The organism is Rhizobium sp. ZX09 (assembly GCF_017357485.1).
In the GTDB taxonomy this organism is placed as follows: Bacteria; Pseudomonadota; Alphaproteobacteria; order Rhizobiales; family Rhizobiaceae; genus Agrobacterium; species Agrobacterium pusense.
Window position 1 is genome coordinate 556,253 of record NZ_CP031364.1, and the last position, 23,589, is coordinate 579,841.

Annotated in this window: 21 protein-coding genes; 13 read left to right on the forward strand and 8 right to left on the reverse strand. The window is 58.3% G+C overall.

The features are described 5' to 3' along the window. Positions 1–52: 52 nt before the first annotated feature. Complete coding sequence (locus BTN45_RS17165) at positions 53–1,582, forward strand: O-antigen ligase family protein (protein WP_207590206.1); 1,530 nt, start codon at positions 53–55, stop codon at positions 1,580–1,582. A gap of 2 nt (positions 1,583–1,584) precedes the next feature. Next, positions 1,585–2,790, forward strand: a complete 1,206-nt coding sequence (locus BTN45_RS17170; protein ID WP_207590208.1) for a glycosyltransferase family 4 protein — start codon at positions 1,585–1,587, stop codon at positions 2,788–2,790. Here the strand turns inward: BTN45_RS17170 and BTN45_RS17175 are convergent, their stop codons facing one another. Together BTN45_RS17175 and BTN45_RS17180 are read right to left on the reverse strand one after the other, a co-directional pair. Continuing rightward, positions 2,791–3,885: a glycosyltransferase family 1 protein gene (locus BTN45_RS17175; protein WP_207590209.1), complete on the reverse strand. Its 1,095-nt coding sequence runs from the start codon at positions 3,883–3,885 to the stop codon at positions 2,791–2,793. It lies immediately after the preceding gene. Positions 3,886–3,940: 55 nt separating this feature from the next. Continuing rightward, complete coding sequence (locus BTN45_RS17180; RefSeq protein ID WP_207590210.1) at positions 3,941–5,089, reverse strand: glycosyltransferase family 4 protein; 1,149 nt, start codon at positions 5,087–5,089, stop codon at positions 3,941–3,943. Between the two features lie 417 nt (positions 5,090–5,506). Here BTN45_RS17180 and BTN45_RS17185 point away from each other — a divergent pair, with 417 nt between their 5' ends. The 4 genes from BTN45_RS17185 to BTN45_RS17200 all read left to right on the forward strand — a co-directional run bounded on the left by BTN45_RS17185 (position 5,507) and on the right by BTN45_RS17200 (position 11,151). Continuing rightward, positions 5,507–6,844, forward strand: coding sequence for an SGNH/GDSL hydrolase family protein (locus tag BTN45_RS17185; RefSeq protein ID WP_207590211.1), 1,338 nt, complete (start codon positions 5,507–5,509; stop codon positions 6,842–6,844). 130 nt (positions 6,845–6,974) lie between these two features. Then, on the forward strand, positions 6,975–8,351 hold the full coding sequence (locus BTN45_RS17190) for an O-antigen ligase family protein (protein WP_246751701.1): 1,377 nt from the start codon (positions 6,975–6,977) through the stop codon (positions 8,349–8,351). 124 nt (positions 8,352–8,475) lie between these two features. Next, positions 8,476–9,570 (forward strand): acyltransferase, encoded by a 1,095-nt coding sequence (locus tag BTN45_RS17195; protein ID WP_207590212.1) that lies wholly within the window; start codon positions 8,476–8,478, stop codon positions 9,568–9,570. A 183-nt stretch (positions 9,571–9,753) separates the two neighbouring features. After that, positions 9,754–11,151: a family 16 glycosylhydrolase gene (locus BTN45_RS17200; protein ID WP_207590213.1), complete on the forward strand. Its 1,398-nt coding sequence runs from the start codon at positions 9,754–9,756 to the stop codon at positions 11,149–11,151. A gap of 79 nt (positions 11,152–11,230) precedes the next feature. On the opposite strand, the gene BTN45_RS17205 is transcribed toward BTN45_RS17200, so the two are convergent. The 3 genes from BTN45_RS17205 to BTN45_RS17215 all read right to left on the reverse strand — a co-directional run bounded on the left by BTN45_RS17205 (position 11,231) and on the right by BTN45_RS17215 (position 13,508). Beyond that, entirely contained in the window at positions 11,231–12,145 is a 915-nt protein-coding gene (locus BTN45_RS17205; RefSeq protein WP_207590214.1) for a TIM barrel protein, read from the reverse strand. A gap of 398 nt (positions 12,146–12,543) precedes the next feature. Continuing rightward, complete coding sequence (locus tag BTN45_RS17210; RefSeq protein WP_125271183.1) at positions 12,544–12,882, reverse strand: hypothetical protein; 339 nt, start codon at positions 12,880–12,882, stop codon at positions 12,544–12,546. Positions 12,883–13,016: 134 nt separating this feature from the next. Beyond that, a complete protein-coding gene (locus BTN45_RS17215; RefSeq protein WP_072493201.1) occupies positions 13,017–13,508 on the reverse strand; it encodes a hypothetical protein in 492 nt (163 codons plus the stop codon). A 132-nt stretch (positions 13,509–13,640) separates the two neighbouring features. Here BTN45_RS17215 and BTN45_RS17220 point away from each other — a divergent pair, with 132 nt between their 5' ends. The 7 genes from BTN45_RS17220 to BTN45_RS17250 all read left to right on the forward strand — a co-directional run bounded on the left by BTN45_RS17220 (position 13,641) and on the right by BTN45_RS17250 (position 20,040). Further along, the gene (locus tag BTN45_RS17220; protein ID WP_207590216.1) at positions 13,641–15,623 is read left to right on the forward strand and encodes a BTAD domain-containing putative transcriptional regulator; all 1,983 of its coding nucleotides are present in this window, start codon (positions 13,641–13,643) and stop codon (positions 15,621–15,623) included. Positions 15,624–15,631: 8 nt separating this feature from the next. Next, a complete protein-coding gene (locus BTN45_RS17225; protein WP_004445589.1) occupies positions 15,632–16,060 on the forward strand; it encodes a hypothetical protein in 429 nt (142 codons plus the stop codon). A gap of 37 nt (positions 16,061–16,097) precedes the next feature. After that, complete coding sequence (locus BTN45_RS17230) at positions 16,098–17,297, forward strand: YcaO-like family protein (RefSeq protein WP_207590217.1); 1,200 nt, start codon at positions 16,098–16,100, stop codon at positions 17,295–17,297. Continuing rightward, a complete protein-coding gene (locus tag BTN45_RS17235) occupies positions 17,294–18,010 on the forward strand; it encodes a TfuA-like protein (protein ID WP_207590218.1) in 717 nt (238 codons plus the stop codon). The genes BTN45_RS17230 and BTN45_RS17235 overlap by 4 nt, the downstream gene beginning before the upstream one ends. Beyond that, positions 18,000–19,136, forward strand: a complete 1,137-nt coding sequence (locus tag BTN45_RS17240; protein ID WP_207590219.1) for a hypothetical protein — start codon at positions 18,000–18,002, stop codon at positions 19,134–19,136. Before BTN45_RS17235 ends, BTN45_RS17240 begins: the two co-directional genes overlap by 11 nt. A gap of 139 nt (positions 19,137–19,275) precedes the next feature. Next, positions 19,276–19,713 carry a helix-turn-helix transcriptional regulator gene (locus tag BTN45_RS17245; protein ID WP_004445593.1) on the forward strand — a complete coding sequence of 146 codons (438 nt, stop codon included), beginning with the start codon at positions 19,276–19,278 and terminating at the stop codon, positions 19,711–19,713. Between the two features lie 93 nt (positions 19,714–19,806). Beyond that, positions 19,807–20,040 carry a hypothetical protein gene (locus tag BTN45_RS17250; protein ID WP_004445594.1) on the forward strand — a complete coding sequence of 78 codons (234 nt, stop codon included), beginning with the start codon at positions 19,807–19,809 and terminating at the stop codon, positions 20,038–20,040. Positions 20,041–20,281: 241 nt separating this feature from the next. Here BTN45_RS17250 and BTN45_RS17255 read toward each other — a convergent pair whose 3' ends face one another. The 3 genes from BTN45_RS17255 to xylF form a co-directional block, all read right to left on the reverse strand. Beyond that, positions 20,282–21,064, reverse strand: coding sequence for an ATP-binding cassette domain-containing protein (locus BTN45_RS17255; protein WP_004445595.1), 783 nt, complete (start codon positions 21,062–21,064; stop codon positions 20,282–20,284). Between the two features lie 18 nt (positions 21,065–21,082). After that, on the reverse strand, positions 21,083–22,396 hold the full coding sequence (locus BTN45_RS17260; protein ID WP_004445596.1) for a sugar ABC transporter permease: 1,314 nt from the start codon (positions 22,394–22,396) through the stop codon (positions 21,083–21,085). Positions 22,397–22,475: 79 nt separating this feature from the next. Then, positions 22,476–23,516 (reverse strand): D-xylose ABC transporter substrate-binding protein, encoded by a 1,041-nt coding sequence (xylF, locus tag BTN45_RS17265; protein WP_207590220.1) that lies wholly within the window; start codon positions 23,514–23,516, stop codon positions 22,476–22,478. Positions 23,517–23,589: the final 73 nt, after the last annotated feature.

The following is a 23,589-nucleotide window of genomic DNA, read 5'->3' on the forward strand; positions in this document are numbered from 1 at the left end:
CTTTCTTTAGTTCATCGTCACCACAACAAGCAGATCTCAAAAGCCGAACATCATGCAGACCCTCGACGCTCCACCGGAATTGCTGTCATCCTCGCCGCCCCGGCCGGCATTTGTTCTGCATCGCGCCCGGGCAATCGTCACGATCGCTTTCTGGACCATATTCCTGCTTGCCTTGCTCAATCGCGGCGCAACCGACATCGAAAGCCGGATCGTCATCACATTCGCCGCCTATCTGCTGCTCCTTGCCGCCCTGCCTCTCTTCGGCCCGCCCCAGCCCGCCATAGGGAAGGCGCTGGCAGCGGCCTGTCTTCTGCTCGGCGCACTGATACTTCAGGTCTTACTTCAGACATCCGCCAGCCAGAGCATACTGCCGTCCAACCTCGCCTGGTCCGCCGCCGCGATGTTTACGCAGGTGGCGCCCGCGGCCACGATCTCGCTCACGCCGGCAGATGATTGGCTGGGCCTGCTGAGCGCCGCCTTGCCCTTTGGCGCCTTCATGACCGGGCTCGTGATCTGTAATACGGACGAGCGTGCGGCAAAAGCACTGCGATGGTTCGCAATCGCCGGCGGCTGGCTGTCGCTGGGCGCGATCCTGCAATTTCTCCTGTTTCCCGATATGCTCGGCCTTATTCAAAAGCGTTTTTATCTCGGCAGCCTGACGGGGCTCTTTGTCAACCGCAATACGGCGGCGACTTTCTTCGGGCTTATCCTGCTCACGCTTGTGGTGCTGCTGAATAACAAGCTGGCGGCTCCGGATTGGGGAAGGGTGAGAGCGCTTGTGGCAAACCGCCTGACGGTGCCGGGCGATCAAAAACGCCTCATCCGCCACGCCGCCTTCATCGGCCTTCTGACCGGGTTCTGTTTCATCGCCCTGATGCTGACGGGATCACGCGCGGGCATCATGTCCAGTTTCGCGGCGCTGCTTTTGCTCATACTTCTCATCGTTTTCAACTCTCCCGGGCCCGGCCGGAATGTCGCGCCCTCACGGCGCAGAAGACGCGGCTCCAGACGACGCGCAGCAATCCTGCTCGCCATCGCCATCGGCCTCTTCGCCCTTTTTGCAAATCGTGTAGCGCTGCGTATGGAAACACGCCTCGAAGACGACATGCGCTTCTGCTATATGCCCGGTATTGCACGCGCGATAACGGATAACTGGCCCCTGGGCGCGGGACTGGCCAGCTTTTCAGAAACCTACGCTCCCTATCATTCCGCGCAATGCGGCGTCGATGCCGTCGTCACCCATGCCCATAATGTGTATGCCGAGGGCTTGCTGACCCTCGGAGCCGCTTTCCCGTTTTATGCGGCATTTTTCCTGTTCGGCCAGTTGCTTATTTTCATTCGCGGGGCCCGCAGGCGCAAAACTTATCGTTATGCCTCGCATCTCGGCCTCGCCGGGCTGCTGCTGGTGGCGCTGCACTCGTCCCTCGATTTTTCACTGCAAGTGCCGGGCTTCGCCATGGCTTACGCCGTTTTCCTCGCACCCATCGTCACCCTTTGCCTGCACCCACCAGGAGCAGACCGGCGCAGACAAACTTCGGCCAATGCCGCTTCCTCCGTCTCGGCCGCCGGCACAGGAACTTAAACATGCGTATCTTGCAGGTGACATCACTGTTTTCTCCCGACCGTGTAGGAGGCGCGGAGATATTCGTCGAAGACCTTGCCCGGGGTTTGGCTGGGAAAGGACATACAATCGCGGTTGCCGCCATTTCCCGGGAGCGCCAGACCGCAGAATTGCGAGACGGTTTCGCCATTCATCGGCTTGGACATACGACGCCCTTTTTCATTGGGGATTGGGAGCGTCAAGCAGAATGGAAACGCAAATATTACAAGGTCGCCGTCCAGATCGATCCCCGGCTGGTGCAGCGGCTGGCGCGCGTCATTGAGGATTTTCGCCCGGATGTGGTCAATACCCATTCCCTCTCGGAACTGACGCCGCTGATCTGGCCGATGATTGGCAGACGCGGTATTCCGCTTGTGCACTCCCTGCATGATTTCACCAGCATGTGCACCAATGGCTCCCTGTTCCACGAAGGGCATATCTGCGATGGCAGGAGCAAAAAATGCCGGGCCTTCTCCTGTCTGCACCGGCGCTGCCAAGGCGCGGTGGATGCTGTCACAGGCGTTGGCAGCGACATTCTGAAACGCCATCTGGAGGCCGGTTTTTTCACGCACGTTCCTGAAAATCGCCGCGCGATAATCTGGAACGCCATCGCGCAACCAGAATCGTTGAACCCCCGCAAGGCCCGTGTTGCAGGAGAACCGCTGGTTTTCGGTTATCTCGGACGTATCGAAGAACCCAAGGGCGCCGATCTCCTTATCGGGGCCATGCGGCTCCTGCCCCCGCAAGGTTGGCGAATGACCATGGCCGGTCGAGCGCCCGGCGGCATCGAAACCTATAAGCGAAAGGCATCAGGCCTGCCCGTCGACTTTCCCGGATATGTCGAGGCCGACAGTTTTTTTGCTGGCATAGATTGCCTCGTCGTGCCGCCTGTGTGGCCGGAGGCTTTCGGCAGAACGGTAGCGGAGGCCATTTTGCGCGGCGTCCCTGTCATTGGAGCCAATCTCGCCGGAGTTGCCGAACAGATTGGCCGCGACAGGCCGGACCGCCTTTTTGCGCCAGGTAATGCCAACGAACTTGCCGCCCGTATGATCGAGGCCATGAAAAATCCTGCCGTTCTCACAGAGTTGCCGCAAACCAGAGAGCGGATTTCTCAAGGCGTCGCGCCGGAACGGGTGATTTCCGCGTATGAAAAACTTTATGCTGATCTGCGGCGGCCGATCACGGCATAGTCAGGCCGTCTCGTGGAAAAGCTGCGCATATGTCTCCGCCGCCTTTTCCCAGGAATAAAGGCTGCGGTTTTCGTAACCCGCCTGGCGCAGCGTCTCCGCAAGCGCCGGCTCGCGAAAGAGCCGCTCCAGAGTTGCGACGAGACTATCGGTGTCCGAAGGATCGAAGGTCAGCGCGCCCATACCGGCAATTTCTGGTGTCGCAGAACGATTGGAGCAGACGACCGGGCATCCCAGTTGCTGCGCCTCCAGCACCGGCAGGCAGAAGCCCTCATAAGTGGAAGGCACGCAAAGGCAGGCTGCATGACGATAAAGTTCCGCCAGTTCCCGGTCATCTATGCCTGAAAGCCGGATAAGCCGGGCCTTCAATCCCGGATCGTCAAGCGTGTTGGCGATTTCTTCCGCCTCGTCGCGGCCCACATGGACAATACGCAGGTCCGGCATCGTCGGGCCCAATCGCGCAAAAGCCTTGCCCAGAAGGGCAAAATTCTTGTTCGAGGTCGCGTTTCCAACCGCCAGTATGTAACGCCCCGCGATCGGCGGCGGCGCAGCCGTGGCCCCTGCATCCAGCTTCAATGTGCTGTCGGAATGAATGGTCACGCTCTTGCGGGCAGCGCCGGGATAAAAACGCGCAAGATCCATTCGCGTCGCGTCGGATACACACGCGATCCGGTGCGAACCGGCCAGCATGAGGCGAAAAATGAAATCGGTGGTCAAGGCCGCCCGCCAGCCAATCTGTTCAGGTATGGTCTTGAAATAGAGATCGTGAACAAGGGTGATCCGACGCCTGCCGCCCAGCGGGCTGCCAAAAGGATCGGCATTAAAAAGCACGTCAATGCCTTCCCGGCGGCAAAGCACCGGCAGCGTCATGGCCTGCCGCAGCACGTCAAGCACCATGATGTGCGGCCGAGCCGTCTCTATCAGCCGCAGGCGGCTGTCACGTAATTCCGCGGGCAATTGCACCCGCGTCCAGGGCGAGCGCAGTATATAATCATCATCAGTCTGCTCCAGAAGCCGCTCCAGCAGGCTGAAGGTTACGCGGGCAACGCCGGAAGCTTTCCCGCCATACTGGCTCGGCATGTTCACGAGAATGCGCATTCCAACCTTCCACCCGTTTGGGATTGCCGCCTGTGAGCAGTCGCAGACCGCAACGTCACGCTACTTCAGACAAAAGCGCGGATATCGTCCTGCAGGTTTCCTCGAGCGAAAAACGCCGCATCACATCTTCCCGCCCCTTCTTCCCCAGTTTTTCAGCCAACGTCGGGTCCGCCAGGATGCGGCCCAGCGCCGCGGCCAGTGCCGGCGCATCCGCAGGCGGCACAAGCAGGCCGGTTTCACCATCACGGATGATCTCGGTGACCCCACCGCCGCGGGTGGCGACAACCGGTCTTCCGCACATCATGGCCTCCACCACCACACGACCAAACGGTTCGGCAACAACTGAGGTATGGGCAACCCCGTCCATCGCCGCCATCAACTCCGTTACATCCGGGCGAAAACCGAGAAATCGGACACGGGAATCAAGACCGAGACTGGATGCCAGCGTGCGGATGCGGGCTTCGTAAGCCTCCTGCCCAAAAAGCGCGCTGCCGACGATCACGGCCTGGACCCCCTCCATTGCAGCAATCGCCTCCAGGAAAACATGCTGCCCCTTCCATTCGCTCAACCGGCCGAACAATCCGATCAGTGGCTGTGGGCCAAGGCCGAGCTCCCTGCGCAATTGCTGCGCTCTTGCGGGGTCATAAACTGACGCTTTGGCTGGGTCGAAACCGTTATAGACGATGCGGACCTTGTCCTCCTCGCCTCCCGCCTTCACAAAAGCCCTGCCCGTCTCTTGCGAATTGACGGCAACCAGCCTTGCGAAAAGACGCGAGAATGTCAGCGAAGCGCGGCGGTTTGCGGCGCTGAAGGCGGGGTCGGTGACGATATCATGCAGGATCCAGATCAACGGCCGACGACTGAGCTTGGCCGCCAACGCGCAGACAAAAAGCGCCTTTTGCGAATTGGCGCAGATCACGTCATGGTTTTTTGCATGACGGCTGAGCTGCCAGGCAACGGCCAAAACATCGAGGGCCCCTCGCAGCATCGCACCGAACGACGAATCCCGCCGGATCGACAGCATTTTTTCTCCCGCGGACAGCAGAAGAGGCGGCCTGCCGCATTCCACCAGATCGTCTGCCGCCCCACCGCCACTGAGGAAGCAGGCTCGCCAGGAGCGCGGCCCGGCCTTGACGATATCCGTCAGGAAAAGTTCGGCACCGCCCTTTTCCCTCGTGTGGCTGACGAAAAGCGCCGATGTCATGCCTTGAGCTCCAAGGCACGCAGGCACCAGGGATGGCACCGCTCCGTCTTGCGGGCATCAACGGGGCCGGGGTCAGAACGACCGCCCCCTATGTCAGTGGCGGCGGGATATTTGGCGGAGACAGCAATTGAGGAACAACAATACTTGATACTGCGGAAAAAAAATGACATTCAAACCTTCGTGCGGATCAAAAATCCGACCCAGATAAAAGAAAAAATCTATTTTATTTATGTGCTTTAGTTGAAATCGAAGAAAATTCGTGACGTGCAGTTTTATTGCGATTCAGCGTCCGGCTCCCAGTGCTTTTCCCCGGGCCTCACCGCGAGGTTATTCTCAAGGGGCAGACAAGGAGACCGAAATGATGCTGCTTGAAGACAAGATATGCATATATATGACCGGAACGGAAGAGGTGCCGGCATGATCGGCGTATCGCTCGGCATTTCCCAACAAAACCGCACGGCGATGGCGGGATCAGTCGATGCGTTCTCCCCCCTGAGGGCCCGTCTTGTTGCGGGCAAGAACGCCACGATCTTCGTGAATGGCGACAGCACCGCCCATGCGGACGACGGGCCATTCCAGCAATTCGCCGTCTTGCTTGGCGACCTGCATGATATCAAGGTCGTGCTTTACCGCTGGGCGGAATGGCAGACCCATGCCGCGACCGGTCCCAAGGCCTATGCCGAACCGGTTATACTGCGCGCCGGCACGGGCGCGACGCTGACTGTCTATCTTGCCACACTGCCGGTTGGCAGGCCGGGCTACATGCTTGCCGAACAGCGCATCGCGGCGCTGCAAATTCCACGCCCCGACCTTTGCATTATGCATCACGGATATAATATGCAGAGCTTCGAAACGCCCGGCGGCATTCGAAGCCCCGGAAGGGCGGCCCTGCTTGGGCCGCTGGGCATGACCGAATGGCATTGGCCGGGCGCTGCACAGCTCATCACCACCCAGAACCCCTGGAAGGATGGAACGGGCTACGACAAGGTCTATCACACCATACTGGACGTCGCCCGGGCGCACCCGAACCTGACGCTGGTGGACACCCATGCGGCATTTATCGCAAACGGCAAGGACGCCACGCTTTACAACGATAATATTCATCCCAGCAGCACAGGTTCGGCGCTCATCGCCAGAACTCTGTTCGCCGCCTATCTGGCGTCAGCGCCGAATAGCGGCTTCGAAACCCCCTGCTGGCCAAAACTCTCCGCCACCAACCTGATCGCCAACGGCGATTTCACCGAATGGTCCGGGCCCGCTCCTTCAGGCTGGTCCCTTGCAGAGTCAGCCTCCGCCACCAAAAGCACGGAGGTCACCTTCTCCCCCTCTTTCGCCTATAGCCTCGCGTTGCGAGCGAATGGCAGCGAGTTCAGCGGGCTTTTCCATTATTTCCGCAACGAAGAAGCGGCCGCGATGATCGGCAAGACTCTCTCCTTTGCGGTGCTCTATAAGAACAGCGCAGGACAACGCAGCCCGTTCGTGGAGTTGGTTGCAAAAAGTGGCGGCGACCTCAGGACGATTATTTGCGCCGCCTTGCAATTTGGTGACTCCGGGGTTCTCGACAATAGCGGTTGGATGTGGGCTACAGCCAGCGGTGTCAGTTTAGACGCCGATATCGACCAGGCCGGATACAGCCTTTATCTACGCATACTTCCCGCCTTTGGTTATAGCGCACCCAGCTCTGATGCGCCGCTCTACGTTCAAAGGATAGTTGCGGTGGAAGGAGATCTTCCGAAAGGCAATCTAAGCGCATGAGACATCGACAAAATGACTTGCGCGATAGCCTTATCAAGACCATTATGTGGCGTCTCTTCGTATCGTCGCGGAGGCGACGCCCTCACCATCAGACAATTTCAGTGTCCGCAGCAGATGATAGAGGCCGCGAATGACAAGCCAGCCATACAGTGCGGCATCAGATCAACCCTCGCTCCCGGGGCTCGTTATCGCGATGCCCCTTTATCCTTCAAAAATCATCGATATTCCCGCCGCCGTGCTGGCAACCTTCGTGTTTTCGATTGGCTTTTTTATCCAATGTAACATCGTAACAAGCAACATTGGGCTGCGCTTCCTCAACATTAGCGATATGTTGGTGCTGATGACGTTGCCGGCTATCATCCTTCTGTATATTCGATGCCTAACTCCTTCCATCATTTTACTTTATCTGTTTCCGCTTACCACCTTATTTGGACTCACGGCTCTTTTCGCGGACGCGCGTGGAGACGGAGAGTTTTATCCCACCGCCCTAACTTACTTTTACGCTGTCTATTTTCTCTTCTTCATCTACATGGTGTTGAAGGAAAACCTTTTGGCTTTATTTTGCTGTGGCAGCTTTGCAGGATTTATAGCGGTCACTATTCTTCTTTTTCTCGATGTCACCATCCACGACAGGCTTGCTGCGCTCGGGCTGTCCTTCCAATTTGACGAAGCCGCAGTACTCGAAGCGGCAGCCAAAGGCGAGATGAGCGCGATGTTTTTGCGCATAGAAAAAGCCGGCGGTATTTGGTCTGCGGGTAACATGGCTGGGCCAGCCTTCGCGCTCGCTGGCGCGGCAGCTGCCTATCTTGCCGAGCGCTACCGTCGCCCATTCGTCTTTGCTATATTTTTGGCGATATATCTGGCCAGCTTTACGCTAACGCTTAACAGATCGGGCGTCTTTGCTGTTTTGGCTATCGGAGCCTATTATTATCTTCGGAATTTTTCGATCCGCATGCTTTTCAGCACCTATTTTGGCGTTGCTTTTTCGGCACTTGTCATTGCAGCCGTTTTACCTTTCGGCGCCCTCAATTTTGTGGAGCAAGCTTTTTCCAAACGCTTTCTGGAAGACAATCGTAGCACCGACAACGCCCACGAGCGGTGGACTACCATAACGGGTGGCTTTGAGGTAATGCTCAACCACCCCCTAGGTATTGGGTTTAGCGCAAGGGATCAAGAATTGTCTGGAATATCAGGTATCGGTACCCCTCATAATGGTTTTCTTGCCACCGCCTATACTTCGGGCATTGGTTTTTGCCTGTTAAGCGCATTTGCACTTGTCTATACTATCTTCCGAACACGAAAAGTCGGGTTTTTTGCCTATTCGGCAATTGGGGTGGTAGTGGGCTACCAGTTCGAGGAACTGAATTCGAATCCTGTTTTTATGGCGCACGTTGGGATGGCGCTTGGATATGCTTTTACTGATCTCGATTTCAGGCTTTTTTTAAAAAATGCGATAATGCGTAAAACAAGCCTTTCCGGGATTTATAGCACACAGGGCCTCGGCTAATATTGCGATTTTGCGAAGGTGGAAAGAGCCAGAGCCAACGTAGATTCGAAATTTCAATAGCACGCATCATAATATTACTATAAATATCATTATATATTTAATTAATTATTAATCAGAGAATAAAATGACTGAAAAAATTAGGCTTAATAATATAGATCAATTACGGGGCGTTGCCGCACTATCTGTAATTTTTTATCACCTGTCAGCGCACTCGCTCATAAATCGCGATGACATCATCCAAAATTCGTGGGCAGACACTATATTCAGAAACCTCATTGCCGGAGAGTATTTGAATTTTGGGCGATTTGGAGTTATTTTATTCTTTTTAATAAGTGGATACGTCGTACCTTTCAGCTTCCCGAAGCAAAATCCGGTCGCGGGATTTATTATAAGTCGTGTTTTTAGACTATACCCTTTGTTCTGGGCATCCCTCACTGCCACACTGCTTCTTCGTTTATATGCAGGAAACCAAGTTTCAGCATATGACATTGTAGCAAATATCACGATGATCCCGGATTTCTTGGCATCTCATAGGGTCCTAGATGTTTACTGGACCTTGGCATACGAGTTTCTGTTTTACGCCAGCATCGTTGTCATATATATATTCGTCGGTCCGCTGAATTTGTTGATCACACGACAGGCAGCTATATTATGTGCTTGTCTATCCATAGCAATTTCGATCTTGCAAATGTTGGGGCAATCGGTAGGTGCCGGGGATAAAATTATCCTTCTCGGATTTATGTTTCTGGGTGCCTCAATTCGGAAAACACAGATCGATCAGGGCCATATTATCGATCACTGGATTAAGCTGATCGTCGCCATGCTTTTAGGCGGAATTATTCTTCGGGGATATATTCATTACGTACTATTTCTATACGGAACAGATACGAGGTTTGAAAATTTCAACTCGATTATTATTACTCATACTGCAGCAACTATTGCCTTCCTAGGCACACTGGCTTGGTTGAATAAATTTGAGCTTCCATCTCTCACCTACATGGGGATCGTAAGTTATTCTCTCTACATCACTCATCCAATATTAATGGAGATGGTTACAGTTTTTGGGTGGGAGGACAGATTGATTAAGAGTGGGGCGTATATTCCTGGCTTATCTATAGCCACCATTGCGCTCAGCATCGGTACCTATCACTTTATAGAACAACCATTCATCCGAATGGGAAAAAGCGTGCGGCAGCACATATTGAATACGCGGAGTTAAGTATCGCCTAGCGATCGTTCATTATCGGAACCAGAGGATATTCCGGAAATGAGATCGACCTACTCCCGTCCGTCCGGAACGGAACATACCCCTCATTTCTGGCTCTAACAGGAAGCTTTTCGCGCTGTTAGGCTGTTGTTCAGGAGGAGGGAGGAAGCGACGCGAACGGACAGGAGAAGGCTTATGGCCAGAACAGTTGTGAATGCGCTTGGAGACACACTCTACTATAGCGGCAGTTCCACCGGATTTTTCTCCGCCACGGGCTCCGGCCCGCTGCTTGCCGGTACGGCCGGCAATGATTCCATGTGGGGTGACAGTTCCGTCAATGTGACAATGGCGGGCGGCACCGGGGACGATATTTATTATCTTTATTCCAGCATCAATCGCGCCGTCGAAAATGCCGGAGAGGGTATCGATACGATCGACACCTGGATGAGCTATACACTTCCCGAAAATTTCGAAAACTTGCGGGTCACCGGCGATGGCCGTTATGCCTTCGGCAATTCGCTCGACAATATCATCACCGGCGGATCTGGCAGCCAGACGATTGACGGCGGTGCCGGCAATGATGTGCTGATTGGCGGCGGCGGTGCGGATACGTTCGTATTCACGAGCGGCAATGGCACCGATCTCATCATGGATTTCAGCGCCAATGACACGATCCGCCTCAATGGCTACGGCATTACCTCCTTCGAGCAGCTTGCAAGCAATGCCACGCAGCAGGGCAATGATCTGTGGCTGAATTTCTCGAATGGCGAAGCCGTCGTTTTGGCCGGAACGACCATAGACGATATCCAGCCCGACCAGTTCGAGCTCAGCCTCGACCGGTCATCCCTGACACAAACCTTTGCAGACGAGTTTGATACGCTGTCACTGCGCAACGGCGATCAGGGAACCTGGGATGCCAAATATTGGTGGGCACCGGAGAAGGGCAGTTCCCTGACGACGAATGGCGAGGCGCAGTGGTATGTCAACCCGGCATATACCGGTACGTCGGAGGTAGACCCGTTCAGCGTCAGAAACGGCGTCCTGACCATCACGGCTGCCGAGACCCCGCAATCGATCGCCGACGAGGTCGAGGGATATGATTACACCTCCGGGATGCTGAACACCTATTCCTCCTTCAGCCAGACCTATGGATATTTTGAAATTCGCGCCGATATGCCGACCGATCGTGGTGCCTGGCCGGCCTTCTGGCTTCTGCCGGAAGACGGGTCGTGGCCGCCGGAACTGGACGTCATCGAAATGCGCGGCCAAAATCCCAATACGCTCATCATGTCCACACATTCGAATGCGACCGGCGAACAGACTTCTGTCATCAACAATGTCAGCGTGCCGAGCACGGAGGGGTTTCACACATACGGCGTGTTGTGGGATGCCGAACACATCACCTGGTATTTCGATGATGTCGCCGTTGCGCAAACGGATACGCCTGACGATATGCATGATCCGATGTACATGGTCGTCAATCTTGCCGTCGGCGGCATGGCGGGAACACCCTCGGCAGGTGATTTCAGCGACGGTTCGCAAATGATGATCGACTACATCAGGGCCTATTCGCTCTCCGAGTGGGCAGCGTGAACAGAATGCCGGCAGCCGCGTCCGCAACTGCCGGCGTCTCGGGCGCCGGCCGATCGCGGCCGCGCCCAATTCGGTTCCCTCACTCTGCTGCGAGCAGTGTCCGTTCGGCGTTAAGCGTCATCAGACGCCGCGCCGCTTCGAGGCTTGCGGGCTGCTCGGCCCGATAGCGACGGCCGATTTCCATCATCAGAACGGTGTCAGGCAGGAAGGTCAGTTCGGAGAAGATGCTCTCCCATTCAATGTCGCCCCAGCCGAGCGGCATATGCAGATCGCCGATGCCGAGCGCTGTGTTTTCCTGCGGAAAATAGGGCTGGTAGAAACCCTGCGGCCGGCCGAAGGAATCGTGGACATGGAGATGACCGGCGACCGGCGCCATGGCACGAAGCTGTTCACGGAAGTCCAGGCCACGATAAGTGGATTCGAGATATGCATGGCTGAAGTCGATCAGCGCCACGACATTGTCGTGGCCGACAGCCTTAACGGTCGCTGCCACCTCAGCCGGTGTCTGGCGGTATTGGCCGGGTTCGGTGGTGAAGATATTTTCGAGCGCAATCCGCACACCATAGGGCCGGCAGAATTCCGCGAGTTCGAAAAGCGCGTCGCGTTCACGATGATCGGCCTCTGCCCGCTCGGCGATCTGGTCAGCGCGCAGCGCGCCGCCATGCTGGACAAGAATACCCGCACCGATGCGGTCACAGAGAACGGCAAGCGCCTTCGCGGCATCGATCTGGTAGCGGCAGGTCACCGGATCCATGAAGTTGGATGAAACCAGGCCGTGCACCGTGTAACGGAAATCAAACTGCCTTGCGAGCGACACGAGACGGTCCGCGCGCTCCTCGATGATGCGGCCGCCGGCAATCACGTCGAGGCTGGTGGCGGCGATTTCGACGGTGTCGCAGCCAATATCGGCAAGGGCACGCAAATCGTTTTCAAGCGTGGCGAACTCGCCATCGTCCGAGCCGGCGTTAAAACCGGTACCAATAAGATTGCTCACTTCGTCATCTCCAGAGCTAAGAAAGTCATGCGAATTCGCGCGACCGCGCAGCGCGTCATGCCGCATCGAAAGATCAGGCCGGCGAGCACAGACATGGTCTGTCTCGGCCGAAGCGACGTGATAAGAAAAGTCCGTGCCCGCCGGCGAGGCCAATGGTTGGACCGTGGTGATGCGTCTCCATCGAGACCGATCACTCAATTAAGTTTGTTCATTTACAGCTTTATGACATTCCGCTGAGCGAAGTCCGCAAATCGACGTGGCGGAAGCGGTGCTACAGGGCTGCGGAGGAGCCGGACTGGATGTCCACTCAGTTTCGGGGGTGCGACACTCTCCAAGTTCCGATGCCCGAATTAGTGGCGGACGATATCGGCTGTTGAAGCCCGTTTGGGCAGGAGGAGTCAACCGAGATTACGCACCATGAAATAGATCAGCAGACAATGTCCAATCGCAAGCACTGCCCATGCCCATTTCGCGACCCTGATATCGGCGTCGACGACCATATTGCTGATTTCCGCCCGGCGTCCCGCTTCTTCTGCCTCGCGCACTTCCGGCGGGCGCGGCGGGAACGCCAGCCCGGCTTCCGCCTCTTCCACGACATGAAGCCTGTCTTTATGAGCTTGCGGACGTGGTTCCCCCTCGGCGCGCTCCGTCGAAAACGCACGGCTGTCGGAAGCGCTATTCACCGCCAGAAGCTGCGATGACACCCGCCTGTTACGCACGTTACCTTGATTGGGCATCATAATTTTCCACACAATAAAAATAAAAATATGCACCGGTATTCCCCGACCAAGCCTGAGCTCTGCCAGGTGAATCTACCGAACCCCCTCTGCCCGCGCGCCGCGTTCTCCCCTGAACGCGAAGCACCCCGCAATCAGCGCGCCGCGCCCGCGGGAAAATTCCGCCCGCCCGGGTGAGGTTTCGCCTCCCGCTGGATCAGGAAAACTGATTTCTCCACCGGCAGCGGCTCCACCGTCCGGTAACGCTGAAAACGTCTGGAATATTCGAACCGGATGAGCCTGTCGTCGAATTTACCCGCCAGAACGCGATAGCCGTTGACCACCTCGTTCAGGATTTCCAGTTCCTCTCCCCACAGCCAGCCGCCATAGAAAGTGCCTTCGTTCGAACGCAGCACGATCTCGAAGAAGTGTCCGCCCGCCACGGCAGGCATGCGGAAGAGAATGTCGAGATTGTCCTCATCCTGATCATCGCATTTTTCCGCCGACAGCCTTGCATGCGCGACCTTCGCGTGAACCAGCGCCGAGACCGGATAAAACGGGCGGCCCTTGAACCACATGAATTCACTAACCGCGTATCCGACGTCATCGGCGCGCTGGTAAGGCTCAATACGCGGCTCGAATGCCATGTAGCTTCCGTTGAACGCTATCACTTTCGATGATCCCCGATACCTGTCGCCTGCCGGTTCCGCCCGTCATTCACGCTTCTGTTTGCGACAATAGGCAGGCGGCGTCACACCAGCGTCAAATCGAATGCTATGATGACTTTCAATTTCCCGGGCACGTTGTTAGATGGTGATTCAAGGGGGACGAAAGTGGCTGGGAACGATGAACTGATAGCGATCCGGCTTTTTGGCACCCCGCGCTGTGAAGCGGTGCGGGAGGCATTTTTTCCGTCCAAGGGTTTTGCCCTCACGGCCGCCCTGATCCTTGCTCCCAACCAGTCCCTGTCGCGCCAGCACCTCGCATCGCTGCTGTGGGAAGATGTCGAGCAAAAAAGGGCGCTGGGCAATTTGCGGCAGCTCATTCTGCGCCTTCAGAAACTCTTCGGCGACGACGAGGCCATTCTGCTGACGGAAGGGAATGATCTGAAGGCCGGAAAGCTGGCGCAGCGCACGGACCTCGCGCTTTTTCTCGCCGATGCGAGAGCCGAAGACCCAATGCGGCGGCTGAAGGCCCTTCTGGAGTTCGGCGGCGACCTTCTGGACGGACTGGATGCCGGCCAGGACCATCTCTACCTCTGGCTGCTTTCAGAGCGTCGCCGTCTCAAGGACCTGTTTTTTTCGAGCTACACGCAGCTTCTGGAGGAGCTGACCCGCTTCGGTCGCGCCAGCTCGAATGATATCGCCAGACTTTCCGAGCGCGCGCGCAATATCGAGCCGGAGCGCGAAGAAACCTATCGTGCCGCCATGGCCTCCTATGCGCGGATCGGCAATATCAGCGGTTGCGAGAGCATGTACCAGCTGTTGCTGGAACAGCTCCGCCAGGAGGGACGCCCGCCGGAAGCCGAAACCGTCGCGCTGAGGCGGCGAATACAAAGCCTCACCGCGACAATCGCGACCCCCGCCGAGGCGGAGGAAAGCAGTCGCCGGCAATCGCTGGCAAAACCGCGCGTGGCTTTTGGCCGGCCGGCGCGGGTGGACGGGCTATCCGTTTCACCGGTGATGCAGGCCTTTGTCGAAGACGTCGCAAACAGCCTTGTGCGGTATCGGACCTTCACCGTCCTTTCACCACACAGTACCTTTGCGCTCTCGCATGACCGGGCGGATGACGGATATGCCATGTTGCGGGCCGATTATCGCATCATGTCGACAGTTTTTGACGATGCCCGCATGTCCGTGGCGCTGATTGAGGAAACGACCGGTGAAATCGTCTGGTCGCTGGAGGCGGTGCTGACCGAAAGGCACATCCACGCTGCCTTCCGGCTGCTGTCCAAACAGGTGGCTGCTGCGCTTGCGCGGGAGATCGAGCGGCTTCAGGTGGAACCGGACCGCAACCACAGTGGCGAGGCTTACCGGCAATTGCTGGAGGGCCAGCAGCTTCTGCGCGGCAAATGCGACCTGCCGCTCCTGCGCAGGGCCCGCTCGATGTTCCGCAAGGCTGTCGATCTCGATCACGGAATGGCCGTCGCCCGCGCCCGCGTTGCGCAAAGTCTGCAACTGGAGTGGCTCATGCTGGGCGGTAATGACCCTCACCTGCTGCACCGCGCCAAGGCCGAGGCTGACGCCTCTGTGGAGATTGATCCGGCCCTCGGCGTCGGCCACTGGATGTGCGCGGTGGTGGCACTTTATCAGCGGGATTTCGACATGTCCGCCGAGAAATTCTTCGAGGCGGAAGCGCTCGCCCCCAACTCAGCCGACCTGCTTCTCCAGCATGCCGATGCGCTCGCCCACTTCGGTGAGGCGGAAGTCGCGTGGGAAAAATTTCAGCAGGCTATCGACCTCAACCCGCTCGCTCCCGATATTTACTGGTGGGCTGGCGCCAGCATCGCATTCAAGCGCGAGGATTATGGGGCCGCGGTGGAACTCTGCGGTCGCATGGAAAACGATGAGCCCGCGCTGCGTGTTCTGACCGCAAGTCACGCGCTCCACGGTGATCTGGCCGCCGCCCGGGAAGCCGGCAGCAGGCTACAGGAAAACTATCCGGGCATGACGGCAAGGGAGATCAGCAGCCTGTCTCCGGACCGCGACCCGGTAGCAAACGAAAAATTTTATCAAGCGCTTCGTTTAGCCGGGATCAAATAGGAGAGAATATGTCGTCGCATTTCTTTATCGTCGGGAAAAAGGGTTTTGGCGTTCTGTTCATTCGCACCACGCCGCTCAGGGTTGCTTCGGTATCGCACGAAACGATCACCGCCTATGAGGCGAGCCACCCCGGCGTGGATGGTTACGCCCGCGTGGCTGCAGCAGCCAAGGCCATGCTTGTCCGCCAGGACGGCCAACCTGAAGCCGAGCTGGACCAGGTCCAGATTCAAGGCATCGAGGCGCTTGTCTCAGGCGGTGCCGTCGTTTCCGAAGCCGATTTCGCCTTTATCGGTGAAGTGGTCGATGCCGGCTGGGATTTCAACCGCATGGTGCTGACGCCGATCGAAGCGGCACTGAAGGCAGTCGGGCCCGCGGGTTCGATCACCGGCGAATTGTTCGACGCGATCCTTGCCGACGACCCGAACGCCGCGCCCTGACCGCGATTGTGAAGCCTTGACCGCTCAAGGTCCTTCCATGTCAGCGACAACGGCCAAAGGTGATGCAGACGCTTCCATCTTCGATCCCGAGCTGCTCCGGCGGTTCGGGATTACCCGTGTCGGCGACGTGACCGGCCTCGATATTGTCGGCATACCCGTTTGGTTTGCGGTTCGCCCGAATTCGCGCGGTTTATCGGTGTCACAGGGCAAGGGACTGGTTCCGGCGCAGGCGAGGCTCTCTGCCGTGATGGAGGCGATCGAAGGCGCGGTTGCCGAGGATACCCGCAGACACACGGCCGCTTTCGGCTCAATCCAGGATATGCGCGACAGGGGTTTTCCCCTTATCCCCTTCGAGCGCGTTGGCAGGGTCGATATGGACATGCTCAACCCCCAGCGTGAACGCGCGTGGGTGAAGGGAACATCGGTTCGTCGGCAGCAGGAGATCTACGCTCCCTTTGAGCTGATCGGCATGGATTTTCGAGCGGATTTCCCCTGGGACCGGCAAGCCTTCCTCATGAGTTCGCAGGGCCTCGCAGCCGGTTTCAATCATGACCACGCCGTCCTCCATGCCCTGCAGGAATTGATCGAAAACGACGCCTGCTTTCTCGTGGACGCTTTCGAAACCCGCGCCGTCAGCCCCAGACCGATCCTGTTGCCAGCGGGCGTCGAAACATCATTCGACAGGCTTGTCCGGCATCTTTCGGACATCGGTCTGCCGCCCTCCTTCTTTGACATGACAAACGCACTCGGCGTGCCGGTGGTGATGGCAAGCCTGCCGCGGTCGCTTCATGCGCAGGATGGGCCGGCGACCCGCAGCGCTGCCGGCGCGGCCTGCCGTCCCGACGTTTACGACGCCGCGCTTGCTGCGCTACTGGAGGCGGTCCAGTCGCGGTTGACGGATATTAGTGGTGCCCGCGACGATCTCTCCCCGCTTCGTTATCGGCGTGACGGGGTTGCTTCCAAGCCCGTGGCCCCCGCAGCAAATCAGGCAGAACAGGCGCCGGGCGGTCTCGACTTATCGCGTTTCGAAACCTCTTTGTCGCCATGGCGCCAGCTTGCGGAACACCTTTTTGCGCATGGCATCGATGATGTCCATGTTTTTACGCTGGAAACGGGCCTCTCCGGGCTGCACGTCGTGCGCGTCCTGGCAAGCGGGCTGGCCCCGCTCAGCCGCGGAATGCAACGCCTATCGCAACGAACGCTCGAGGGTTTTCTGAAGGCCGGGGGGACGACATGAAACCGGTGGTTTTCGCGGGCCCATCCATCCACGGCATTGCCGGCCATTTCGCCGGCCTCGATCTTCGCGGCCCGGCGGCATGCGGCGATATTCTCGATGCGGTCCGTCAAGGCATCAAGGCCATTGGGCTGATCGATGGGCTTTATGGCGATTGCGCCGCCGTCTGGCACAAGGAAATCCTTTACGCGCTTTCAGCAGGCGTCACCGTTTTCGGTGCCGCCAGCATGGGCGCGCTGCGCGCGGCAGAATGCGCCGCCTTTGGCATGATCGGCATTGGTCACGTCTTCGAAGACTATCGGGATGGACGGCGTTTTTCCGATGCCGATGTGGCCGTGAACCACGCCCCAAGAGAGCTCGGTTACAGCCCGCTCACTGTCGCGCTGATTGATGCCGAAGCAACGCTCGCGGCGTGCGGAACCTCCTTCGGGCCCGCAGAGCGGAACGCCCTGCTGGATGCCGCCCGCTCTCTGCATTTCACCCGCAGGACCTGGCGCTCCGTCACCACGGAGGCCGGTCTCGAAGCCGAGGCGGCAAATCTTCTCGCCGCTCATGCTGTTTCCGTCAAACGGAGCGACGCTGCCCTGCTTCTGACCATGCTGAACGGCGGCGCGTTACCGGCCCCACCGCCGCCAGGCTGGAAATTCCAGAATACTCTCTTCTTCCAGCACTTGGCGTCCGGACGGACCGCGGGAGGTCCACGCGGTGACCACTGATCGGCCTTCGCCTCTGATAGCCGATTGCGGCGGCCTCATCGAGACGATCGCGCTCTCGCTGCCCGCCGCTTGGTTTGCCGACGCCGGGATCGGCTTTACCGTTTCACCTCTTGTTCCCATCGGTAACCTGCTTTTGACCCTGCCGCGAAATGTCGCGGTTCCTCTGCTGGTTGATCGTCCGTGCCTTGCAGCCGCGCGGAGCTGGCTCGATCGTCTCGCTGTCACGTGCCAGGTAGACTTGGTGACGCTTGATGAACCCGGCACCGTTCCGCACCCGTGGATACAGGATATGTTCCATGTCCGGCTGCGCGCAGACGCCCTGACACCGGAATTGGTCTCAAGCGGGGAGAGCGCTATAAGCCAGGCGCTTGCAGCCCGTTTAGGCTTCGCGACCGCAATCTCCGATGTCATCTTGCCCGGCGGCAACCAACTTGTCGGCCCGGATTACCGGCTGGTCGGCCACGCCAGCCTGCAGGGCGGCGCAGAAAGCGCGCGAAGCGCGCCGGCCACCCTTTCACGTCGTTGGCTGCGGATCGAGGCTCTTGACCCACGGGCCGTCTTCAGCTTCGGCTATAGGCCGGAAGACCTCGGCGAAACAGTCCAACCCGACCTTTCGCAGACGGGGTCCGGACCGGCAATAGCCGCCAGGAACATCCACCAGTGCGGTTTCCACGTCGATCAGTTCGTTTCGATAACCGGACTTCGGCGCGACGGGCGGCCGCTTCTGCTCGTCGCCGATCCGGAAGCCGGTGACATGCGCTACCCCCGTGCCGCCGAGGAGCTGAAACGGAAGCTGGACGCGTCTGCTCTTTCACTCGCGCGCCAGGGTTTCGCCATCCTGCGAAATCCCGTGCCGGTTTTGCCCACCATCGACACCAACAAATGCCTGCCGAGGCTTTACAACAACGTCCTCCTTGAAAACGTGACGCGCACCGGCGAGACCCAGCCGTTGGTCTGGGTTCCGCATTTTGGCGATCTGGAACTGCTCGCGGACTTCGATGCGGAAAATCGGCGGATATGGGAAAGCCTCGGCTTTCGTGCGATCGGTGTTTTGGGTTTCAGTCATCTTGCAAGCCGCAACGGGGCGTTGCGCTGCGCTACAAAGGTTATAATGCGGGGCCTGTGACAATCGATTCCAGATGAAAAACCCTGTTCTTTTGGCAATAAAGGTTCATAATACCCGTGGAAATTGTGTTGAATGTATACCTTCGACAATATTAATTGACGATCATCGAATTTAGCCCTCACAGCCGGAGGAATTTGTAATGCAAGCGAAACTACCCAGCCCGATCGATGTGCATGTGGGCGCGCAAATCAGAATGCGCCGCAAGTCGCTCGGCATGAGCCAGAGCGCGCTGGCCGGGCGATTGGGCATCACCTTTCAGCAGGTGCAGAAATACGAAAAAGGCGCCAATCGCGTCGGCGCATCACGCCTGCAGGCCATAGCATCCATCCTCGGTGTAGATGTCAGCTCGCTATTCGCCAATGCCACGCCCGACGGCGGAGAAGCCAATCCGGCCCTCGGCTCGATCAACGCCATGCAGACATTTGTCGCCTCCAACGAAGGTTTTTCGCTCAACCAGGCCTTTTCGCGCATCAGGAGCGCCGCCGTGCGCAAGAGCATTGTTGCCCTCGTCACATCATTGGCAGCTTCCGAAGCCATTGAAAATGCTGGCACCGCGGAAACCAAAAACGACGATTGACGCAGGTGTGACGCTCGCGTGACGCTCGATGTGGTCGAAAATGAACAACGCGGTATCACGCGTTCTCATACTGTCGACTGTCGAGAGGGAATCATGGTCACGCCTACCACAGCAGTACTTGAACAGGACGATGCAGACGAGATTCTGGCGCTTGGGCGGATGGTTTCCTACCTATGCCAGCGGTCGAAATCTCTGGAACTCGGCATGTCGACCTATTTCCTGGAAATGGCCTTGTTGTCGCTCGCCCAGGACATCAATCAGCACGGCCTGCCGCTCACAGCCGCGGAGGCGAATGGGGGTGGTTTCGCTCCGGCCGACCTGCATTGAACAGGCGGCCGGCGTAATCTGCAGGATTGAGCGCCTCCATCTCGATCTCCGGTCATGAGGCGTCGGTCCGCTTTTTTCGTGCCGCTCCGGCGCGGCCGGTCCGTCCGTAGCGCTTCCGGTTTTCTGCAAATCCAATGACAAAGGCCCGGCTTACCACCGGGCCTTTGTCATCAACAAGCGCTGCGAAAGGAAGTCCGAAGCCGCTTCGGATTTGCGCGTCTTCGGACGGAATATTCGACAGTCAGGATACGACCGCGCCGGGGCCTGCCACGGCACCCGCAGGCACCTTGCCCAGAATGATCATCCCGAGCACTTCGTCCTTGGTCACATCCTGGGTGCGGGCATGGCCCACCACCTTGCCGTTTTTCATCACGAACACACGATCGGCGAGATCGAAAACGTCGTGAATATCGTGGCTGATGAGAAAGATGCCGATGCCCTGCCGTTTCAGCTCCTTGACGAGATCGCCGACCTGCGCGGTCTCCTGCGGACCGAGCGCCGCCGTCGGTTCGTCCATGATAAGGATGCGGGCGTCAAAGAGAATGGCACGAGCAATGGCAACGGACTGCCGCTGGCCGCCGGACAGCGCCTTTACCGGCTCCTTGAACCGCCGAAAATTCGGGTTGAGACGTCCCATGACCTCACGCGCGGAGGCTTCCATGGCGACATCGTCCAGCGTGCCCCATTTCGTCTTCAGCTCGCGGCCGAGATAAAGATTGGCTGCCGCATCGACATTGTCAGCCACGGCAAGCGTCTGGTAGATGGTCTCGATGCCATATTTCTTGGCGTCGCGGGGATTGCGGATATCCGCCTCTTCGCCATTGATGAGGATATCGCCGCTATCGCGCCGATAGGCGCCTGAGAGGATCTTGATCAGGGTCGATTTGCCTGCGCCGTTATGGCCGAGAAGGGCGACAACCTCGCCGGGGAAAAGATCGACAGAGGCGTTTTCCACCGCGTGGATGCCGCCGAAGGAAATGGAAATATTGCGCATTTCCACGAGGGGCGTGACTTGGTCCGTCATAGGAGTTCTCCTCGGTTCTTACTTGGCGCGGGCGCGGTAGATGGTGTCGAGCCAGACGGCGACGACCAGAACCACACCGACGACGATGCGCTGGAAGGGCGTATCGATGCCCACCAGCACCATGCCGGATTGCAGCGACTGCATGACGAGCGCGCCGAGCATCGCACCCGCTATGGTTCCGACGCCGCCGGCAAGCGAGGTGCCGCCGATGACAGCTGCCGCGATGGTGTAGAGCTCATCGAGCTCACCCTGGGCATTGGTAGCGGCATTGAGGCGAGCGGTTGAAATCGCCGCGGCGATGGCGCACAGAACCCCCATCAGCGTGAAGATCTTCACCGTGACCCAGCGGGTCTTGATGCCGGCAAGTTCGGCAGCTTCAGGGTTACCGCCGATGGCGAAGACATACCGTCCGAAACGAAGCCGTGTGGCGATGAAGGTCATGACCGCACCGACGGCGAGCGCCATCAAAACGGGAATGGCGATGCCGTGCGGAATGAACAGGCCGCCATCCGGCCAGGCGATGCCGTTGGCATCGGCATAGTTGCGGGCAATGTTGACCGGCCATGGGTAGCTGTTGACGACGGCCACGAAACCGATGACGACAAGGCATCCGAGCGCAGCCAGAAAATACTCCGCCCAGACGGGCCGTAGCGGAAAGCCGAAACGTCGGCGCTGATGGCGTGAATTCAGGATCGCCGCCACAATGGCGACGCAGGCGACGGCCGCGGCTATCCAGCTCCATGTCGCACCGATCGAGCCGCTGGTGCCGCCCCCCATCAGGCGGAAGGTGGAATCCATCGGCGCTACCGTGCGGCCGCTGGTGATGAACCACGTGCCGCCGCGCCAGACGAGCAGGCCACCGAGCGTGACGATGAAGGAGGGTACGTTGAGGAAGGCGATGATGGAGCCCTGCAACATGCCGATCGCGCCGCCGACGAGAATGCCGACCGCAAGCGTGACAATCCATGTGGCCCAATGTTCGAAGCCAAGGATCTGCGGCAGGATTTCCGCCTGCATGACACCCATGATCATACCCGAAAAACCGAGGATGGAACCCACCGAGAGATCGATGTTGCGGGTGACGATGACGAGGACCATGCCGGTTGCCATAACGGCCACGGACGCGGTCTGCACGGAAAGGTTCCAGAGATTTCGCGGCGTCAGGAACAGGCCGCCGGACAGGATATGAAATCCGATCCAGATCAGAAGAAGTGCGCCGACCATCCCGAGCAGGCGGGTATCGAGTTCCGTGGCGCTGATGAAGCGCGCAATCGAGCCGGTCTTTTCCGTCTTGGCGGACGCTGTGGAATTGGATTGGGTCATATCGGCCATGAACTGCCGGTGCTCCTCACATCTTAAAGGGCGCCGCGCCATGAACCATGGCGCGGCGCCCGAACCGGGACATATTCGATCAGTCGCAGGCCTTGACGGACCCGGCCTTCACGCCCTGGCAGGCGGTTTCCTTCTTGATCCAGCCCGCATCGATAACGACGTTCAGATTGTCCTTGGTGATGGCGATCGGCTTGAGGAACACCGACTGCATCGTCACCTTCTTCGGACCTCCGTCAAAAGCGGTGACGCCCTTGATCTCCGTCATCTTCTTGCCACCGGCCAGTTCCAGCGCGATGCCGGCTGCTTCCTTGCCGAGTTCGCGGCTGTCCTTCCAGACTGAGACGGTCTGTGTGCCGAGCGCGACGCGGTTCAGCGCGGCGAAATCGGCATCCTGCCCGGAAACCGGGACCGACCCCGCCAAGCCCTGCGCGGCGAGCGCGGCGATTGCGCCACCGGCCGTGCCGTCATTCGAGGCGACGACCGCATCGACCTTGTTGTTGTTCTTGGTCAGGAACTGTTCCATGTTCTTCTGGGCATTTTCCGGCTTCCAGCCATCGGTATAGGCTTCGCCGACATTCTTGATCTTGCCGCCGTCAATTGCCTTCTTCAGCACTTCCTGCTGGCCCGCAAAGAGGAAATCCGCGTTCGGATCGGAAGATGAGCCCTTGATGAAAACATAGTTGCCTTCCGGCTTCACCTTGAAGACTTCGGCTGCCTGCAGACGACCGACTTCCTTGTTGTCGAAGGTGATGTAGAAGGCGTTCTTGTTTTCGATCAGGCGGTCATAACCGACAACCGGAATACCCTCGGCAACTGCCTTTTCAACAGCCGGGCCGATGGCGTCGCTGTCCTGCGCCAGGATGATCAGCGCGTTGGCGCCCTGGGAAATCAACGATTCCACATCAGTCAGCTGCTTGGCCGCGGATGACTGCGCATCGGCGGAGATATACTTTGCGCCTGCCTTGTCGAGGGCTGCCTTGATGGCCGCCTCATCGGTCTTCCAGCGCTCTTCCTGGAAATTCGACCAGGATACACCGACGACGAGGTCAGCCGCAATAGCGGCCGTGTGCAGGGAAACGAGTACGGCTGTACCCGCCAGAAGCTTGGCAAATGAATTCATGATGTCCTCCCGGTAAGAGCGCTGCCCCACACCTCCATGCGGGGAAAACGCCTGAAAAAGCTGCCGGTCGCTG

Excerpts from the sequence above, each read along its gene's own strand:
- BTN45_RS17165 (WP_207590206.1), top strand. The coding sequence starts at position 53 with ATGCAGACCCTCGACGCTCCACCGGAATTGCTGTCATCCTCGCCGCCC.
- BTN45_RS17170 (WP_207590208.1), top strand. The coding sequence starts at position 1,585 with ATGCGTATCTTGCAGGTGACATCACTGTTTTCTCCCGACCGTGTAGGA.
- BTN45_RS17175 (WP_207590209.1), bottom strand. The coding sequence starts at position 3,885 with ATGCGCATTCTCGTGAACATGCCGAGCCAGTATGGCGGGAAAGCTTCC.
- BTN45_RS17180 (WP_207590210.1), bottom strand. The coding sequence starts at position 5,089 with ATGACATCGGCGCTTTTCGTCAGCCACACGAGGGAAAAGGGCGGTGCC.
- BTN45_RS17185 (WP_207590211.1), top strand. The coding sequence starts at position 5,507 with ATGATCGGCGTATCGCTCGGCATTTCCCAACAAAACCGCACGGCGATG.
- BTN45_RS17190 (WP_246751701.1), top strand. The coding sequence starts at position 6,975 with ATGACAAGCCAGCCATACAGTGCGGCATCAGATCAACCCTCGCTCCCG.
- BTN45_RS17195 (WP_207590212.1), top strand. The coding sequence starts at position 8,476 with ATGACTGAAAAAATTAGGCTTAATAATATAGATCAATTACGGGGCGTT.
- BTN45_RS17200 (WP_207590213.1), top strand. The coding sequence starts at position 9,754 with ATGGCCAGAACAGTTGTGAATGCGCTTGGAGACACACTCTACTATAGC.
- BTN45_RS17210 (WP_125271183.1), bottom strand. The coding sequence starts at position 12,882 with ATGCCCAATCAAGGTAACGTGCGTAACAGGCGGGTGTCATCGCAGCTT.
- BTN45_RS17215 (WP_072493201.1), bottom strand. The coding sequence starts at position 13,508 with ATGGCATTCGAGCCGCGTATTGAGCCTTACCAGCGCGCCGATGACGTC.
- BTN45_RS17220 (WP_207590216.1), top strand. The coding sequence starts at position 13,641 with ATGACTTTCAATTTCCCGGGCACGTTGTTAGATGGTGATTCAAGGGGG.
- BTN45_RS17225 (WP_004445589.1), top strand. The coding sequence starts at position 15,632 with ATGTCGTCGCATTTCTTTATCGTCGGGAAAAAGGGTTTTGGCGTTCTG.
- BTN45_RS17230 (WP_207590217.1), top strand. The coding sequence starts at position 16,098 with ATGTCAGCGACAACGGCCAAAGGTGATGCAGACGCTTCCATCTTCGAT.
- BTN45_RS17235 (WP_207590218.1), top strand. The coding sequence starts at position 17,294 with ATGAAACCGGTGGTTTTCGCGGGCCCATCCATCCACGGCATTGCCGGC.
- BTN45_RS17245 (WP_004445593.1), top strand. The coding sequence starts at position 19,276 with ATGCAAGCGAAACTACCCAGCCCGATCGATGTGCATGTGGGCGCGCAA.
- BTN45_RS17250 (WP_004445594.1), top strand. The coding sequence starts at position 19,807 with ATGGTCACGCCTACCACAGCAGTACTTGAACAGGACGATGCAGACGAG.
- BTN45_RS17255 (WP_004445595.1), bottom strand. The coding sequence starts at position 21,064 with ATGACGGACCAAGTCACGCCCCTCGTGGAAATGCGCAATATTTCCATT.
- BTN45_RS17260 (WP_004445596.1), bottom strand. The coding sequence starts at position 22,396 with ATGGCCGATATGACCCAATCCAATTCCACAGCGTCCGCCAAGACGGAA.
- xylF (WP_207590220.1), bottom strand. The coding sequence starts at position 23,516 with ATGAATTCATTTGCCAAGCTTCTGGCGGGTACAGCCGTACTCGTTTCC.